This window comes from Sphingobacterium sp. WM (genome assembly GCF_029542465.1).
Lineage (GTDB): Bacteria > Bacteroidota > Bacteroidia > Sphingobacteriales > Sphingobacteriaceae > Sphingobacterium > Sphingobacterium cellulitidis.
On the sequence record NZ_CP120709.1, the window covers coordinates 3,542,250 to 3,558,748 of the forward strand.

General features: G+C 37.6%; 16 protein-coding genes. 11 read left to right on the top strand and 5 right to left on the bottom strand.

Annotation, left to right across the window (positions count from 1 at the left end; translation table 11 throughout):
• Nucleotides 1-177 precede the first annotated feature (177 nt).
• Genes mutL through PZ892_RS15125 form a run of 4 tightly spaced genes read left to right on the top strand, consistent with a single transcriptional unit; the run spans nucleotide 178 to nucleotide 4,767 of the window.
• Entirely contained in the window at nucleotides 178-2,043 is a 1,866-nt protein-coding gene (gene mutL / locus PZ892_RS15110; protein WP_094258567.1) for a DNA mismatch repair endonuclease MutL, read from the top strand.
• Nucleotides 2,044-2,058: 15 nt separating this feature from the next.
• Nucleotides 2,059-2,775 (top strand): rhomboid family intramembrane serine protease, encoded by a 717-nt coding sequence (locus PZ892_RS15115; protein ID WP_094258566.1) that lies wholly within the window; start codon nucleotides 2,059-2,061, stop codon nucleotides 2,773-2,775.
• A 16-nt stretch (nucleotides 2,776-2,791) separates the two neighbouring features.
• Nucleotides 2,792-3,667 carry a rhomboid family intramembrane serine protease gene (locus PZ892_RS15120; RefSeq protein WP_094258565.1) on the top strand — a complete coding sequence of 292 codons (876 nt, stop codon included), beginning with the start codon at nucleotides 2,792-2,794 and terminating at the stop codon, nucleotides 3,665-3,667.
• Nucleotides 3,667-4,767 (top strand): endonuclease/exonuclease/phosphatase family protein, encoded by a 1,101-nt coding sequence (locus PZ892_RS15125; RefSeq protein ID WP_094258564.1) that lies wholly within the window; start codon nucleotides 3,667-3,669, stop codon nucleotides 4,765-4,767. The genes PZ892_RS15120 and PZ892_RS15125 overlap by 1 nt, the downstream gene beginning before the upstream one ends.
• A gap of 6 nt (nucleotides 4,768-4,773) precedes the next feature.
• Here the strand turns inward: PZ892_RS15125 and PZ892_RS15130 are convergent, their stop codons facing one another.
• A complete protein-coding gene (locus PZ892_RS15130; protein ID WP_094258563.1) occupies nucleotides 4,774-6,378 on the bottom strand; it encodes a S41 family peptidase in 1,605 nt (534 codons plus the stop codon).
• 137 nt (nucleotides 6,379-6,515) lie between these two features.
• Between PZ892_RS15130 and PZ892_RS15135 the strand changes: the two genes are divergently transcribed.
• The 3 genes from PZ892_RS15135 (at nucleotide 6,516) to PZ892_RS15145 (ending at nucleotide 9,148) form a co-directional block, all read left to right on the top strand.
• Nucleotides 6,516-7,082, top strand: a complete 567-nt coding sequence (locus PZ892_RS15135; protein WP_094258562.1) for a hypothetical protein — start codon at nucleotides 6,516-6,518, stop codon at nucleotides 7,080-7,082.
• A gap of 130 nt (nucleotides 7,083-7,212) precedes the next feature.
• A complete protein-coding gene (gene fumC / locus PZ892_RS15140; RefSeq protein WP_094258561.1) occupies nucleotides 7,213-8,610 on the top strand; it encodes a class II fumarate hydratase in 1,398 nt (465 codons plus the stop codon).
• Nucleotides 8,611-8,614: 4 nt separating this feature from the next.
• Nucleotides 8,615-9,148, top strand: coding sequence for a fumarate hydratase (locus PZ892_RS15145; RefSeq protein WP_277711461.1), 534 nt, complete (start codon nucleotides 8,615-8,617; stop codon nucleotides 9,146-9,148).
• Nucleotides 9,149-9,203: 55 nt separating this feature from the next.
• On the opposite strand, the gene PZ892_RS15150 is transcribed toward PZ892_RS15145, so the two are convergent.
• The 3 genes from PZ892_RS15150 to PZ892_RS15160 form a co-directional block, all read right to left on the bottom strand.
• The gene (locus PZ892_RS15150) at nucleotides 9,204-10,310 is read right to left on the bottom strand and encodes a toxic anion resistance protein (protein ID WP_094258559.1); all 1,107 of its coding nucleotides are present in this window, start codon (nucleotides 10,308-10,310) and stop codon (nucleotides 9,204-9,206) included.
• Nucleotide 10,311: 1 nt separating this feature from the next.
• Nucleotides 10,312-11,097, bottom strand: coding sequence for a hypothetical protein (locus tag PZ892_RS15155; RefSeq protein WP_094258558.1), 786 nt, complete (start codon nucleotides 11,095-11,097; stop codon nucleotides 10,312-10,314).
• 99 nt (nucleotides 11,098-11,196) lie between these two features.
• On the bottom strand, nucleotides 11,197-12,714 hold the full coding sequence (locus tag PZ892_RS15160) for a hypothetical protein (RefSeq protein WP_094258557.1): 1,518 nt from the start codon (nucleotides 12,712-12,714) through the stop codon (nucleotides 11,197-11,199).
• A gap of 131 nt (nucleotides 12,715-12,845) precedes the next feature.
• On the opposite strand from PZ892_RS15160, the gene yiaA reads away from it, so the two are divergent.
• From yiaA to PZ892_RS15180, 4 genes are all read left to right on the top strand, one after another.
• Nucleotides 12,846-13,313 carry an inner membrane protein YiaA gene (gene yiaA, locus PZ892_RS15165; protein ID WP_094258556.1) on the top strand — a complete coding sequence of 156 codons (468 nt, stop codon included), beginning with the start codon at nucleotides 12,846-12,848 and terminating at the stop codon, nucleotides 13,311-13,313.
• 94 nt (nucleotides 13,314-13,407) lie between these two features.
• Complete coding sequence (locus PZ892_RS15170; protein WP_094258555.1) at nucleotides 13,408-14,361, top strand: DUF2157 domain-containing protein; 954 nt, start codon at nucleotides 13,408-13,410, stop codon at nucleotides 14,359-14,361.
• Entirely contained in the window at nucleotides 14,351-15,418 is a 1,068-nt protein-coding gene (locus PZ892_RS15175; protein WP_094258554.1) for a DUF4401 domain-containing protein, read from the top strand. Before PZ892_RS15170 ends, PZ892_RS15175 begins: the two co-directional genes overlap by 11 nt.
• Nucleotides 15,405-15,890: a GDYXXLXY domain-containing protein gene (locus tag PZ892_RS15180; protein ID WP_094258553.1), complete on the top strand. Its 486-nt coding sequence runs from the start codon at nucleotides 15,405-15,407 to the stop codon at nucleotides 15,888-15,890. The genes PZ892_RS15175 and PZ892_RS15180 overlap by 14 nt, the downstream gene beginning before the upstream one ends.
• A 222-nt stretch (nucleotides 15,891-16,112) precedes the next feature.
• Here PZ892_RS15180 and PZ892_RS15185 read toward each other — a convergent pair whose 3' ends face one another.
• Entirely contained in the window at nucleotides 16,113-16,487 is a 375-nt protein-coding gene (locus tag PZ892_RS15185; protein ID WP_094258552.1) for a DUF3127 domain-containing protein, read from the bottom strand.
• Nucleotides 16,488-16,499: the final 12 nt, after the last annotated feature.

Below are 16,499 nucleotides of genomic sequence, written 5' to 3' on the forward strand. Positions count from 1 at the left end.
TTCCCTTGCGGGGGAGATAAAAAATGTTCCCATAACATTTCTTCCGACCTTATTTCCAACAGGTTATAATTATATCTTTTAGACAATTCAAAATCATGCAACTTTTAACAAAAAATTGGGTAAAGAGTGGCACTGAAAATCCGGTCGATTGGAGTCATTTTTGTACCTTTGTAGATTATGTCGGATATTATTCAATTGCTTCCAGATTCAGTAGCAAATCAGATTGCGGCGGGTGAGGTTGTTCAACGCCCTGCATCAGCAATTAAGGAGTTAATGGAGAACGCTATTGATGCGGGAGCGGATCATATAAAATTAATTATAAAGGATGCTGGAAAGTCGTTGATTCAAGTTATTGATAACGGCTGTGGAATGAGTGTGACGGATGCTCGACTATGCTTTGAGCGCCATGCTACCTCTAAAATTCGGAAAGCAGAAGACTTATTTGCCATTCGAACGATGGGATTTCGTGGGGAGGCCATGGCTTCCATTGCGGCAATCGCCCACGTGGAACTTAAGACCAGAAGGATTGAGGATGAGCTCGGTACAGTGATTGAGATCGAAGGATCGGAAGTGATTCAACAATATCCAGATCAGGCACCTGCTGGCACCAGCATTTCCGTGAAGAACCTATTTTATAATATCCCAGCGCGAAGGAACTTTTTAAAAAGCAATTCCGTTGAGTTAAGACATATCATTGACGAGTTTCAACGAATAGCCTTAGCGCATCCCGAAATTTTCTTCACATTCCATAGTGATGGCAATGAACTGTTTCATCTTCCAAAGGAAACCTTGAAACAACGCATTGTTCATCTATTTGGCAATAATTACAACCAACGCTTGGTTCCAGTCGAAGAAACCACGACGATCATTAATATCAAGGGATTTATTGGGAAGCCAGAGTTTGCCAAGAAAACCCGCGGAGAACAGTTTTTCTTCGTCAACAACCGATATATCAAGGACCCCTATTTGAATCATGCGGTCATGAATGCCTATGAGGAAATTCTACCGGCAGATACCTTCCCACTCTATGTATTGTTCATTGACATCGATCCTTCCAAGATAGATATCAACGTGCACCCTACCAAGACGGAAATCAAATATGAAGATGATAAAGCCATCTATGCTATTTTACGTTCAGCCGTAAAGCGTAGTATTGGTCGATATAATATTGCGCCATCCTTGGACTTTGAACAAGAAACTGGTTTTAATGATTTGATTACGCCGAAGCCATTGGATGAAATTCAGGCTCCGACCATTAATTTCAATCCGAATTTCAATCCCTTTGATGATGGCATGCCGAAGCAACCGCGGAAATACAACTTCCCGGAGCAGATCGAACGCAAGACCAGTATTCCACAAAATTGGGATAGCTTGTACGAAATCACAGAATCAGAGGATTCAGAACAACTGAGTTTATTGCCAGAAGAGCCTGAAGCGAGGGCAGAGTCCCCAATTATACAGGCCTCAGACCAGCCGAAGAAGCAATTTTTTCAGCTTCATAATCGTTATATAGTGTCCCAAATTCATTCGGGATATATGTTGATTGATCAGCAGGCAGCTCATGAGCGAATTTTATTTGAGCAGTTTCAGCAACAATTGCAACAGAATCAAGGGTCCAGTCAACAGAGTTTATTCCCACAAACAGTGGAATTAAACTCAGCCGACTTTGCTTTGGTTCAAGAAATTCTACCGGAGATTCATGCCTTAGGATTTCAGTTGCGAGCATTTGGGAAAACTACGTATATTGTAGATGGAATTCCTGCGGATTTAGAAAACATCAATGAGGGGCAGATTATTGAGAAGTTGTTGGAAGATTTCAAGAATCAGAGCGATTTACGCTTGAATAAACGCGAACGATTGGCAAAAAGTTTAGCGAAGAATGCGGCTATAAAACCGGGCACGAAATTAGAGAATGAAGGGATGGCAGATTTGATTGATAGGCTGTTTGCTTGTGAATCGCCAAACATTTCCCTATCAGGAAGACCTGTCATTATAACATACACCTTGCAGGAGCTTGCAGAACGCTTTAGCAGAATTATTTAAGATTGAGAAAAATATATGAATAACCTCTTTGGAAATTTACCAACAGTCACCAAAAACCTTTTGATCATCAATATCGTCTGTTTTATTGGGACCATGATTTTTGATAATGCCACACGATTCTTTGGTGTATTTTATCCGGACTCCCCATTTTTCAAGATTTGGCAAGTTATTACTTACATGTTTATGCATGGCGGCTTTGGTCATATTTTCTTTAATATGTTTGCCTTAGTGATGTTTGGTTCTGTAATAGAAAGAATATTGGGGCCAAAACGCTTTTTAAATTATTATATCATTTGTGGATTAGGAGCTTTGATTTTACAATATGGAATCCAAGCCTTCGAAGTATACAATATTGCAGGAACCATCAAGGCCTCCCAATTCTTAAACTTTAATTATACCACTGGAATGGTTTCTACCAACTTGCCAATTACGCAAGATCAATTAGGAACTTTGCTTTCGATTTATGGAACGCCAATGGTTGGAGCATCTGGAGCAATTTATGGGTTATTATTAGCGTATGGTTTCTTATTCCCTAATGCAGAATTGATGTTGATCTTTTTACCAATTCCAATTAAAGCGAAATATTTTATTCCGATTTTAATTGTTATTGAATTGTTTTTAGGCTTCTCCAATACAGGTGGATCCATTGCCCATCTAGCACACGTTGGAGGTGCATTATTTGGATTTATCCTGTTAAAAATGTGGGGGATTAAACGAACAAATTATTATTAAGATTGTATCCTAGAATATGAAAAAGGAAAACGGAATAAAGACGTTCTTAAGGACTACCTATCAAACAGGTTCTCCTATTCCTTATATTCTATCCATTCAAATCTTTTTATTTATACTCATCCATATTGCGGATTTATTAGTAGACCTTGAGGTTATTAAATTTCCGCTTTATGATTGGATGCTGACCAACCTTACCCTACCCAATAATTTTTCAGATTTTATTGTGAGGCCATGGACACTGATAACCTATCCCTTTGTTTACATAGGCTTGTTCAATTTTGTTTTTGATTGCCTCTGGTTATATTGGATGGGCAGCACTTTTTTAAACTTCTTGAATAAAAGACAATTTCTGACTGTCTTTCTGGGTGCATTTGTAATATCAGGAATTAGCTTTTTGGCATTATCCGAATTAAATTTTTTGGCTGTAGGTCCGATTCCCTATTTATTTTCTAACTCCATGGGTTTAGCTGCCGTGGTGGCAAGCTTATTGGTTTTGATTCCCAAGATGGAAATCAGGTTATTTCTTTTTGGGATCGTCAAGTTTCGGACAATAGCAATCATATTCTTTGCGCTGCAATTGTTATTTTATGTATTTGCCAACCGGGCAGCTGCTGCAGCCTTCCCATTGGCCATCTTGTGGGGTATAACATTTATGTATCAATTACAAGCTGGAAGAGACTTGAGCAAGCTATTTGTATTCAGCCCGAAAAAGAAGCTCCGTGTGGTCCATACGGTCAAGAAAGCACCTACTTATAAAAGCTATAAAGGGGATTTACCAAATCAAGAGGTAATCGATGAAATTTTGGATAAAATTTCTCAAAATGGTTATGAAAGTCTATCTTCACGGGAAAAAGAAATCCTGTTTAGGGTAAGTAGAGAAGAGCAAGAATAATGTTAATTAAGAAAAAGAATTTAGGTTTTTTTAGCAAGACCGTTATGTTGGCCAACTTGGCGGCCATCGTTGCTCTTTTTTTATGTTATTCTGCCTCAATTATCAATCCGAAATCCTTCTGGCCCATTTCATTTTTAGGCCTAGGCTACCTTCCAATCTTATTGATCAACCTGGGCTTTATCTTTTATTGGATCTTACGCAAACCCAAGTACTCCTTATTTTCTTTAATTGCCATTTTGATTGGTTGGAATCTGATGACCAAACATGTGACTTTCAACAGTGAACAAACACATGCAAGGAATGATTCATCTTTGCGGGTAATGACCTACAATGTCCATATGTTGGAGCCCGTTGAAAAAACCGACAAACCGGCTAAGGATGAATTCACCGATATTATCAAGGAGGTAGATCCCGATGTGTTATGCCTTCAGGAATTTAGCAGTACCATTAAGGGAAATAAAAAATTCAGCGAAAAGATAAAATCAAAGATAAATTTTGACAGTTATTACTTTGCCCCTTCTCAACAGAATGAATATAATGCGTATGGTCAGGTTATCTTTTCCAAGTTCCCCATCATCAATTCAGGCTTAATCAAGAAGAATGAATATGGCATCAACCGCATCATCTATGTTGATATCGTAAAGAATGAGGATACGGTTAGGGTTTATAATGTCCACCTTCGTTCCTTTGGGCTACAGAATGAGGACAAGGAATTTATTCAGAACCCAAAAACGAATGATGGTAGTGAGGAAACCAAAACAAAACGTGTTGGCCGCAAGCTAAAATGGGCATTTGAACAACGCAGTGATCAAGCAGAATCCTTGTTTGCCCATATGCAGGAGACCAAAATCCCTAAGATTGTGATGGGAGATTTTAATGATACGCCAATGTCTTATTCGGTTAATCTAATCGGAAAGGATATGAAAAATGCATTTCAGGAAAGAGGGAATGGTTGGGGTGTGACACATTTTGAACTTCTACCAATTTTACAGATTGATTATATCTTTTGTGAAAAGAATTTCGCGGTCAATAACTATCAAGTTTTGAAGAGAAAGCTTTCAGACCACTATCCTATTTATGCGGATCTCCGCATCAACTAACAATTATCAGGAATTATTTTCACCGAATTGATTGAGGGCAGCCTCAACAAATGCGTCGTATCTATTTTTTACTTTAAAATAGGCTTCTCTTCCAAAATAATATCGTCCTAATAGAGCTTCAATATCACTTTGAATCAAGTCATGCAAATCCCTTTGTTTCCGAGGGGAGATATTCCAACCCAAGTCGGTCAGGTATTTAATAAAGCTATTATATTCTGAATCTGGAAGGTTATATCCTTGCAAGAAGTTTTCTATGGAGTATGCTGGTAATTTCTTGGTAAAACGGCTGTACACGAATTGTTCAATAAGGCTGGATTGCACCAGATCTTTATAGAGCAAACTCACTTCATTGGAATCGACAGGAATGATGACATCAGGCACAATTCCACCACCACTGAATAATTTCTTTCCTAATTTGGTCTGATAAGATTGAGCATGTGCATAAGTTGTATCCAAGGACCATAATCCTTTATACATATTTACATAATCATTCATGATGGTCCAATTCGGACTATATTTTCGTTGAATACTACGACCTAGCGGAGTATAATATCTAGCGATACTCAGGTTGATGGTCGAACCATCCGAAAAGTCAAACAGTTCTTGTACCGTTGCTTTCCCATAAGTTCTACGACCAATGATCGTTCCCCTATCCCAGTCTTGAACGGCTCCAGAGACTACTTCGCTGGCAGAAGCTGTCCTTTCATTTACCAGAATCACCAATTTACCATGATTGTAGCTACCTTTTCCTTCAGAAAGGTAGTCTTGTCTAGCTTCATGCGCACCTTCGGTATACACCATCAAGCGTTGGTCAGGAAAGAACTCACTGGCCATTTTTATGGCAATATGGAAATATCCGCCACCATTATCCCTTAAATCCAATATCAGGCTTTTCGCGCCTTGTTTTTTCAGGTCGATGACAGCATTTTTAAATTCTTCCGCTGTTTTTAAGGAGAATCGTCTAATCCGGACAAAGCCAATGGTAGGTTTGATCAGGTAAGCAACATCGAGAGAACTGACATTGATTTGATCACGAATGGCTTTTAAAGGTCCTGGCATTTTCATGGAATCTCTTTCTACAATCATCGAAACTGTAGATCCTCTTTTTCCACGCATCAGTTTTTCCACCTCATCTTTGCTAATTGAGGTTCCTGAAACATCTCTTTTACCAATTTTCAGGATTCGGTCACCAACTTTAAAGCCGGCTTTATCGGCAGGACCATTAGTGATAACGCCAACGACAAGAAGTGTATCGTTCAGGCTGAAGTATTCCATTCCAATTCCCTCAAAAGTACCTTCCAATACTTCGGTTTGACTTTTGGATTCATTGGGGCTCAAAAAAGTAGAATAAGGGTCGAGGTGAGAAATAATATGGTTAATAGCTCCATTTTGGACGGAGTCCATATTGATACTATCCACATACCTATTGGAGATCAAGTCGACGACCTGTTGGATTTTATAGGAATTATCCGACAAACCAATAGGCACCAAGGATCCTCCGGAATTGAATCCTGTTTGGTCAGAGTAGTTCTGTCCGAGGATTAATCCCAAAAGAAGTGTGGCAGCATACGTTGCTGCGACAAAAATATTTCGTTTTCTACCTTTTTGCATTTACGGTCTGGTCCGCAAAATTAATGAATAACCAATTGTTTAAAAGAAATTTATAATAAATATTTTATAACAATTAACAGTCCAAAAGAGCGGGTCAAGGGTAATAATTCCGCAATTTTCAATAATTTTACAGTTAGATGCATGAATTAGAACCATATTACAACTGGCGAGACTATTATATCGCCTCAGAAGATGAGCGGAGTCCATTTTTTGGGACCATCTACAGTGAGTTTGAATACGATAAAAAGATCTATAATTATCTGCTTCATCCACAGTGGGACTACTTTGGATCACAGACTCTTTATTTGAAAATTATCTATGCAGATTATGATAAGGGTTTTTGCATTATTGAATTTATTGGAGAATGGAACGATGCCATTTATAATGACATCATGGTCCTGAAGAGGGAACTGATAGACTTATTGATTGATGAGGGAATCAATAAATTCATCTTGATTGGCGAGAATATCTTAAATTTCCATTCCTCTGATGACTCTTATTATGAGGAGTGGTTTCATGATATAGAGGACGGCTGGATAGCTGGAATTAACTTTCGGGACCATGTTGTGAAAGAATTCCAGGACAATCATATTGACTATTATATCAATTTTGGGGAGTATCTGAATAATTTTCCTTGGCGAACCCTAAAGCCCAAACAAGTTTATCATCATATTGAAGAACACCTTCAACGGAGATTGTCCTAAATCTATTAATTATTGTAGCGTCTTTGCGTAGAATTAATGCAATAATTCCATCTAATTTCAGATAGGGATGGAAAAGATTTGCTTATCATAGGCAACAGTCCTAAATTTGCCTATCACAAAATTTGTAATTATGTCATTCAGAATAGAAAAAGATACTATGGGTGAAGTTCAGGTACCAGCAGATAAATACTGGGGTGCACAAACTGAACGTTCAAGAAACAACTTTAAAATTGGTCCGGCAGCATCTATGCCACATGAAATCGTTGAGGGCTTTGCTTATTTAAAGAAAGCAGCTGCTTATGCGAACTGTGAATTGGGTGTTTTATCACAAGAGAAACGCGATGCCATTGCAGCAGTTTGCGATGAGATCTTAGCGGGTAAGCTTGATGATCAATTTCCATTGGTAATCTGGCAAACAGGTTCAGGAACGCAATCCAACATGAATGTTAATGAGGTTGTTGCCAACCGTGCTCAGGTATTGGCTGGTGGCAAGATTGGTGAAGGAGAACCTGTGTTGAAAGCAAATGATGATGTAAACAAATCACAGTCTTCCAATGATACATTCCCTACAGGAATGCATATTGCAGCTTACAAAGCTGTTGTTGAGGTGACTATCCCTGGGGTAGAGAAATTACGTGATACTTTGAAGAAAAAATCTGAGGAGTTCATGAATGTAGTAAAGATTGGACGTACTCACTTAATGGATGCGACACCACTTACTTTAGGTCAGGAATTATCAGGATATGTGGCACAATTGAACTATGGTATCAAAGCTGTAAAAAACACGTTGGCCCATCTTTCAGAATTAGCATTAGGCGGTACAGCAGTAGGTACTGGATTAAATACTCCGAAAGGATATGATGTATTAGTTGCTAAATATATCGCTGAATTCACAGGATTACCATTTGTCACTGCTGAGAATAAATTTGAGGCATTAGCGGCTCACGATGCGATTGTTGAGACTCATGGTGCATTAAAGCAACTGGCAGTTTCCTTAAATAAAATTGCAAATGACATCCGTATGCTAGCTTCAGGACCACGTTCAGGTATTGGAGAAATTTTGATTCCTGAAAATGAGCCAGGATCATCGATTATGCCAGGAAAAGTAAACCCAACACAATGTGAAGCATTAACAATGGTTGCTGCTCAAGTAATGGGGAATGATGTTGCTATTACGATTGGTGGTACACAAGGACACTACGAATTAAATGTATTCAAACCAGTGATGGCTGCTAACTTCTTACAATCTGCAAGATTGATTGGAGATGCATGTATTTCGTTTGAAGAACATTGTGCAATTGGTATTGAGCCAAACTATGATCGTATCAAACAATTAGTTGATAACTCATTAATGTTAGTTACGGCATTAAACACAAAAATTGGATATTACAAGGCTGCAGAAATTGCTCAAACAGCACATAAGACCAATTCAACATTGAAAGAAACCGCTATCAGATTAGGATATGTGACTGCTGAAGAGTTTGACGAATGGGTTAAACCTGAGGAAATGGTTGGTAGCTTAAAATAAGATAGTGAACGAAAAGAATAAAACATATTTTCAATTAAAAGCATGCCTACCGATATTGCTAGGTATGCTTTTTCTTTTACCTGCTTGTCAACGACATTCGGACATGCAAGGCGAAGGGGCGGCATATTTACAGGGAGTTTGGGTTCAGGACAGTATTCCTGGACAAGAACAAATGTTGAACTATACTTTACATAAAGTACGATTCATCTGTGATTCAGTTTATGTGGAGATGGATGTTAAGAACTCCGTTCAAAGTATTCCGGATAGTTGTTATCAAGGAGGAAAGTGGAAGGAATACGCGAAGGCTGTTTATTCCATACGCGCTGATAGCATGATCGTAGAAGGAGTTTATACCCGAGAAAACGGCAAGCAGAAAATATCAGGTTGTTACAAACATGGCCCTTATGTTCCTAGGTATTTAATCAAATCCAAAAGTAAGGATAGCTTGGTCCTAGAGAACAAATTTGACAGCAGACCTATCGTCCTTCGCAAAGTCATGGACGTGACCTGTGTACCAAAGAAACGTTGGGAATTATAAAATACAAAAAAGCGCCAAGGAAATCCTTGGCGCTTTTTTATGCTTTATATAAATCTTAATTGATCAACCTAGTATCATCAGACGATTTTAGGATATGATTTTTCAGTTCAGTTTCTGCTTGGAGCAATTCACCTTCAGCAACCTTACGTTTTTCACGACCTTCACGTTGGATACGCAATACCTCTTCAATGGTTGTGATAATATCGGTATTTGCTTTTTTGATGGTATCCATATCAATAATTCCGCGCTCTGTTTCCTTCGCTACATTAATCGTAGCATCTTTTAGCATTTCAGAATTTCTTTTCAGCAATTCATTGGTTGCATCCGTAATTGCTCTTTGAGCTTCCAATGCACTTTGTGCATGCGCAATCCCCAAAGTCAAGACCATTTGATTTTTCCATAATGGTAGTGTATTCACGATACTGGATTGAATTTTTTCCATAAGTGAACTACTATTGCTTTGGATCATTCTAATTTGAGGCGCAGTTTGTAGCACCACCATCCGAGTAAGTTTCAAATCATGAACCTTACGTTCAAAACGAACGACATGTTGTTCCATGTCTTTATACTCTTGAACTTTATGTTGGTCGCCAGTTGCTTCAGCCTCTGCCTTCAATGCTGGCAAGGTAGTCGTCAATACCTCTTGAAGCTTCTCCTCTCCTGCCTGAATATGTAAGGAAAGGTCTTTGAAATATTGTTGGTTCTGAACAAAAAGCTTGTCAAAAATATTAACATCCTTGGCCAGATTTTTATAATGACCTTCTAATTTCAATTCAATCGAATGAATATTCTTTTCAACCGAAGCATACTCCGTGCGCATTCTTCCGATTTTCTTTTTGATATTATCAAAGAAAGGAATTAGCGGTTTTTTATTGACTTTATCATCAAATTCACGGATTTCAGATCTCAAGTTTACTAATATATCCTCTGCCCCGCCTAAATCTTTTGTACGCACTTGTTTCAGAATTTCATTGGAGAAATTGCTTACATTGCTTTGAGCGCCCACACCAAATTGAATAATATCAGTAGTTGATGTCAGGTTGATTTTATCTTTGTATTGCTTGATTACTTGTTTTTCCTCTTCCGAGAAATTGACTTTCACTTCCGAGGGTTTATTCTGGTTTTGATCGTCATCCAGATTTGTCAAATCTAAATTTGCCATATTATTCTTTTAAAAGGTTTCTACTTTTCAGGGTCTGAATATATACATCAGTTTCTGCGGATACATCCAACATTCCCATTTTAAATTGATTCGTTACTTCTTGTTCTACCGCGACTGCCGCTTGTCGGATTACATCTTCGAGTTTTCTTTTGGACTCGTAGGTTACCGAATTATTCAGATTGGCATTTTCCAATTCATCATACTGCATTAATACATTTACAATAGTTGAATGTCTTACCAAGAATTTTTCAGCTTCTCTTTTATCCTTTTTCTCCAAAAGTTGAAACAACCTTAGGATTTTATCAATGTCTTTATGGATGTTATTATTATCAATTTCCTTGCGCCAGTGTAAGAGTCTTTCCACAAAAAGCTGTGGGGTATCAATTGTTGGAGCTGCTAATTCAAGACGTTTTTGAGAATTGACATTAGAAATCCAGTATAAATCGCGGACTTCAGCGAGTTCCAATCGTTGCAGATAAGGTTTCACTTGATTCAAAAGAATTGCATTTCCAACGACATATGATAATACGGAACCACCAAGAGTCAATAGCATCGCCTGACTTAAGGTTCCAAAAAACACGACGAAAGAAACAAGGAGACCGATCTCGATTGCCAATAGCAACCAAGCCGTAACCATCCAAGACCTTACCTTAGCTTTCTTTGCCTGCGACATCATCACCAAAGGGTGTACATGTATCGGCAAAGGAAGAAACATTAAGATGGAGAGAAAAGTCCATACTAATTGTTTAACCTCCCAAGGTCTACTTTTTTTCGTTGCCCAGCCCATTCTATAAATTTAATTATTATTTGTAAAAATACACCAATTCTTATTCCAATGTAAGGATTGCACCTTAGTATTAGGTAATTGGCGTAAAAACGCCTGCCATTACGTCATTTTTGTCGGTGAATGTTCCAACCCAGTTTTGATTAATTTCAATGTTATGGCATAGGGAATCTTCTTTTCCCATCTGGAAATCATCCAAGCGATGAAACTCAGATTGAAAATATCTTTATTCTCGTCAATTTCCAACATAGAATAAACAGTTTGTTGGAAGCTTTGTTGATAAACTATATCCGGAATAGCGAAATATTTTTCCAGCATAGCCGTAAAATCCAATACACGTTTTTCATTTACCTGCAGTAAATACTGCTTATATCTTCTTTTAAAGGATTTCAATCGCGACAATGCCAGTTCGATATTATCGAATTGGGCATGTAAAATGATTTCCATCAGGTTCTTCCGGATCGTCCACAGCATGCCTAATTTTTTTTCATACCAAGCATCCGAATGTGTCAGTTTCGAAAGCGAACGAATGGCTTTACTATCGTTCAATTGGCCCAAAAACATGGTTTTACTTAACAATAAATCATCAATATCAACTTGGGAACTGTGTTTGGAAAGATTCAGCAAGGCATCATCCACTACCTGGATTGCCCTATCAGCCTGACCAGAAAAGAAAAAGTTTAGGCTATACAACAAGAGGATTCGATTCCAAATAGTCCCTTTATACTGTTTATTCTTTTCCAGCAGTTCTTCCATCTCATTCAAATACTTTAGACTTTCTTCAAATGCTTTGTTCCGCAAACTGAAATTTGCCAAATAATAAAGGATATGGATGTGATAAAAAGTCTGAGAAGGTTGAAATAATTTTTGACTTTCAATGAATTTATGGCTTTTCACCAGATACTTTTCGACCAATGAATAATTTTGATTGATTGCAGCATATTCATTGGCAATAAAGAGGATTTGATAAAGCGACTTGTAGTTCATCAGATCCAACATATTAATTTGATACTGCTTAATTGTTTTTTCAATCAACTCGGTGAGGTTAATCACCTTTGCCTTGAGGTGGATTTCATTCAACTCCTTCCTTAAGGCAGCATAAGCAAGTCTTAATTTGGCCTCCCTTTGCATATGATTCTGATTGATACGAAACTTTTCAGTCAGGTCATCCAAGGATATTTGGGGGTCCAAATGGGAATATTGGAGTTTCAGGAGAAAGATCTCATTCAATAAGCTGAATTGCTCTTGAACTACCGCAACTTTCTCTGCCTTTTCCAGGGTTCTAAAACCAATTTTCTCCAAATTATTTTCCAGCAGGTATCTGGCGACCACAAAGTTTCTCAATATATCATAAGAAGCATCGGTACTGCTTTCAAAAGTCTTTTGGGAAAGAAAAAGTAAGAGGTTATCATGCAATCTTTTCCTTAAAGCATGGTAAGCATCTTTATTTTTGGAGTTTTTATATAAGGAATTTATTGATTTTATATCGTCAGTTTCTAGCAAATTGAACAATTTGATATTTTTCACATCATTTCGTTTATTTTTCTTGGAAAGGAATAGCTTAAAATCATTTTTATCTTGATCATTAAGCAGTTTTATCAATTCACTTATGGAATCCATAGGACCTATATTTTATCAATTACCAATATAAATTTACATTTTATATCATCAGTATTCAACATTTTTTTGGTTTGCTGGCTAGATTTTCTGAGCGATCTTTGGATTAGTATTAATCATTAAAACAAAAAAATATGGAACCGCTAAATAAAAAAACAGAGGAGATTCTAACTCCAGTAAAACAAAATGAAGAAAACAAGAATTCATTCAAACCTACTGCTGCCTTTGTAGGCGCATCATGGATCGCCTTGTTAACAGGTATCGTAGGCTATTGTGTTGGTTTATGGAATGCCAGCATGGAGCTCAATGAAAAAGGATATTACTTTGTCATCCTCTTATTTGGACTGTTCGCAGTAATATCAGTTCAAAAAAGCGTTCGAGATCGAGCTGAAGGCTTGGCAGTCACTGAACTCTATTATGGTATCAGCTGGTTTGCCAGTATGGCATCCATCATTTTATTGATCATCGGACTTTGGAATGCTGATTTATTTCTAAGTGAAAAAGGATTTTACGGAATGTCATTTATACTAAGCGTTTTCTCTGCAATTGCCGTGCAGAAAAACACCCGTGACGCTAAATTATTTAAGGAAGAAAACATATAACTTAGCGGTTACCCTGCAGTGCTCTCTAAATTTTGGGCCTGCAGGGATTTTTGCTAATTTATTCTCTCGTGAAAAACATCTTAAATCATTTCGCATGAAAGATCTAGAAAGAAAAGACCTTGAATTGCTATCGATTCATTCGGATATCAACGAAAAAGAACTTCAGCAATCCTTGGAAGAATATATCTATCCTAATCAAGATACTTGGGCAAAATTTATTCAGATTACCCTCCTGACATTTGGTGTTGGATTTATGGCTGCGGGAATCGTATTTTTCTTTGCCTACAACTGGGACAACCTAGACAAATTTGTCAAGCTAGGTATCGTCCAAGGTTTAGTAGTACTCGCAACAGTCCTAAGTTTAACTTTAAAGACCAATAAATTATTCAAAGACATTATTTTAACGGCAGCTTCTTTGCTCGTCGGGGTTATGTTTGCCGTATTCGGCCAAGTCTATCAAACAGGTGCCAATGCCTATGATTTTTTCCTGGCATGGACGATTTTTATCAGTTTATGGATTTGGATTTCCAAGTTTCCACCTTTGTGGCTCCTCTACCTTGGTTTATGGAACTTAACTATTTTCCTATACTATGAGCAAGTTGTTCGACATTGGGACTTTATTTATTTGAGTTCAGGTTTGTTTATTCTGAACGCAGCATTTCTTTTGGCTTGTATTTGGATCAATGAAAAAGGAAAAGGGAAGGTACCTACTTATTTCACTAACATTATTGCATTAGGGGCTGCTGTTTGGTCCATATTTAGTAATATCAATTGGATCTTTAATAATCATTATCAGGATATGCCAATTATCCTCTCTTCTACCCTCCTCTTTTATGGTTTAGGCCTTTGGTATGGATACGAGCGACGGAATCTATTTTATTTGGGTGTGATTCCATTCAGCATGATTATCATTATTGTGGGCGGATTGTTAAAAATTAACGAAGAAGGGTCCATGTTTTTAGCAGTCAGTTTATTTATTGTGGTCTCTGTCAGTTTAGTGATCTGGAACCTTGTCAAAATGCAAAGGAGGTACAAACATGGAAAATAACTTTCATGAAGCACTTCAATCTGTTCAAACGAACATAGGAAGGGAACTACAAGTAGATCAGGAAGCTCTAAAGAAGGATTATTTTAATGATCGTCAAGAACAATCGATGACCATAAAGGTATTATCGATTCTCGGAGGGATCTTGGCTTCAGTAGCATTTGTTGGATTTATTTTCATCACGAGACTCAATGCTAATTCAATCTTTATGTCGATCCTGTCGGGGTTATTTTTCGTAACCTCCATCGCGATGAACAAAAGATTTGATAAGGTAATTTTGGATACAATTTCAGTTTGTATGTACTTATTGAGTTTTGCTTCATTAGGTATTGTCTTTGATGAATTGAATAGATCTTCGACTATTCCTTATTTCTGTTTTTTAGGATTAGCATTGCTCACCATTCTAATCAGTAGAAGCTATATCTTAACTTTTGTTGCGACATTAATTACAACGGGGAGCCTTTTGGCGATATTTTTCACCAAGGAATTAGCAGAGCTCAACCATGTTCTTTTAGTTTCCCTTGCTGCCATAATTATTTATTTCACTTTCAATGAAGGAAAATTAATGAAGATCAAAAGTCTTCAAGGCAAGAGATACTTAGCCTTGCGCACTGGACTTGTATTTTCATTTATGATCTGTCTTTACTATACCAGTGAGCCTACCTTTATTATTGACGCTTGGTTAATTGATTGGATTACTTCTGGCATATTCATAGGAATGATTCTTTGGTTAATCAATTGTTTATTAAATCGCTTTCTATGTGAAGAAACCGGGAAAAAGATATTCATCTCTTTGCTAATCCTAATCTGCCTAGGATTTACGGCAATGAATCCTGCGATATCAGGATCGCTATTCTTGCTTTTGATTAGTTTCAAAGTGAATTATAAAACTGGAATTTCCCTAGGGGTGCTAGCATTTATATACTTCATAGGTCTATTTTATTATGACCTTGATTTAAGCTTATTAAAGAAATCCATTGCGATGTTTGTTTCCGGAGTTTTCTTTTTGCTTTTGTATTTCGTGATCTTCAAAAAATCGAATTCCCATGAAAAAGTTTAGTATAGTCATTATCGTTATTAACCTGATTGGGTTATTGATATATTTCAATTATAGTATCCGTCAAAAGGAAAGAATTTTAAAAGATGGCACCTTGGTTTTATTGGATTTAGCACCAGTGGATCCACGTTCATTGATGCAAGGAGATTATATGAACCTTTCCTACCAGATTGCTCAAAACTTTCCAGTAGACAGCATTCCAAAGCGTGGTTTTATCGTCTTGACCTTGGATAAAAACCAAGTGGGTCATCCAGTTCGTTACCAACAACATCGAGAGCCATTAAATTCTGGGGAGTTCTTAATTGAATATACCAGTCCCAATAGTTGGCAACTTAATATTGGAGCTGAATCTTTCTTTTTTGAGGAAGGAACCGGTGAACGATATGAGAAAGCGAAATATGGAGGCTTGAAGATTGATGAGCACGGAAATAGCCTGTTGATTGGATTGTATGATGGGGAGCGGAAAGAGATTTAGAAGGGAGATGTGAGATTTGAGATGTGAGATTTGAGATAGAAAGCGGGGCGGCATATTTGTAGCAAGGTTGATATGAAGGAGTTCAGCCCCAGCGGGGCGGCATATTTGTAGAAAGGTTGATATGAAGGAGTTCAGCCCCAGCGGGGCGGCATATTTGTAGAAAGGGATGTGCGAGGGCTAGTCATAAAAAAAGGGTTTCAAAATGAAACCCTTTTTTTATGACTAGAATGGTAAGTCGTCATCATCGGATGAGTTTGCTGATATATCGACTGGCGGCATATCTGCATAACCTGGTGCTGGAGCTGCTTGAGCAGTATTTGCTACTTTTGTTACTCTCCACGCCACAAGGGAGTTAAAATAAGTTGTTACACCATCTTTATTCGTCCACGGACGACCACGAAGGTTGAATGAAACTTCTACTTCATCACCAACTGCTAAATTATCAAAAATAGTCACGCGGTCTTGAGTTGCTTCAAAACGAATATACTCTACAAATTGTGGGTTTTCAGCATAGGCAACGATCAAATCTCTCTTTTTGAAAGTATCAGTTACATTTTGTGTCGCCCCTATTTCATGAACTTTTCCTCTTATTTCCATAACTTATCTATT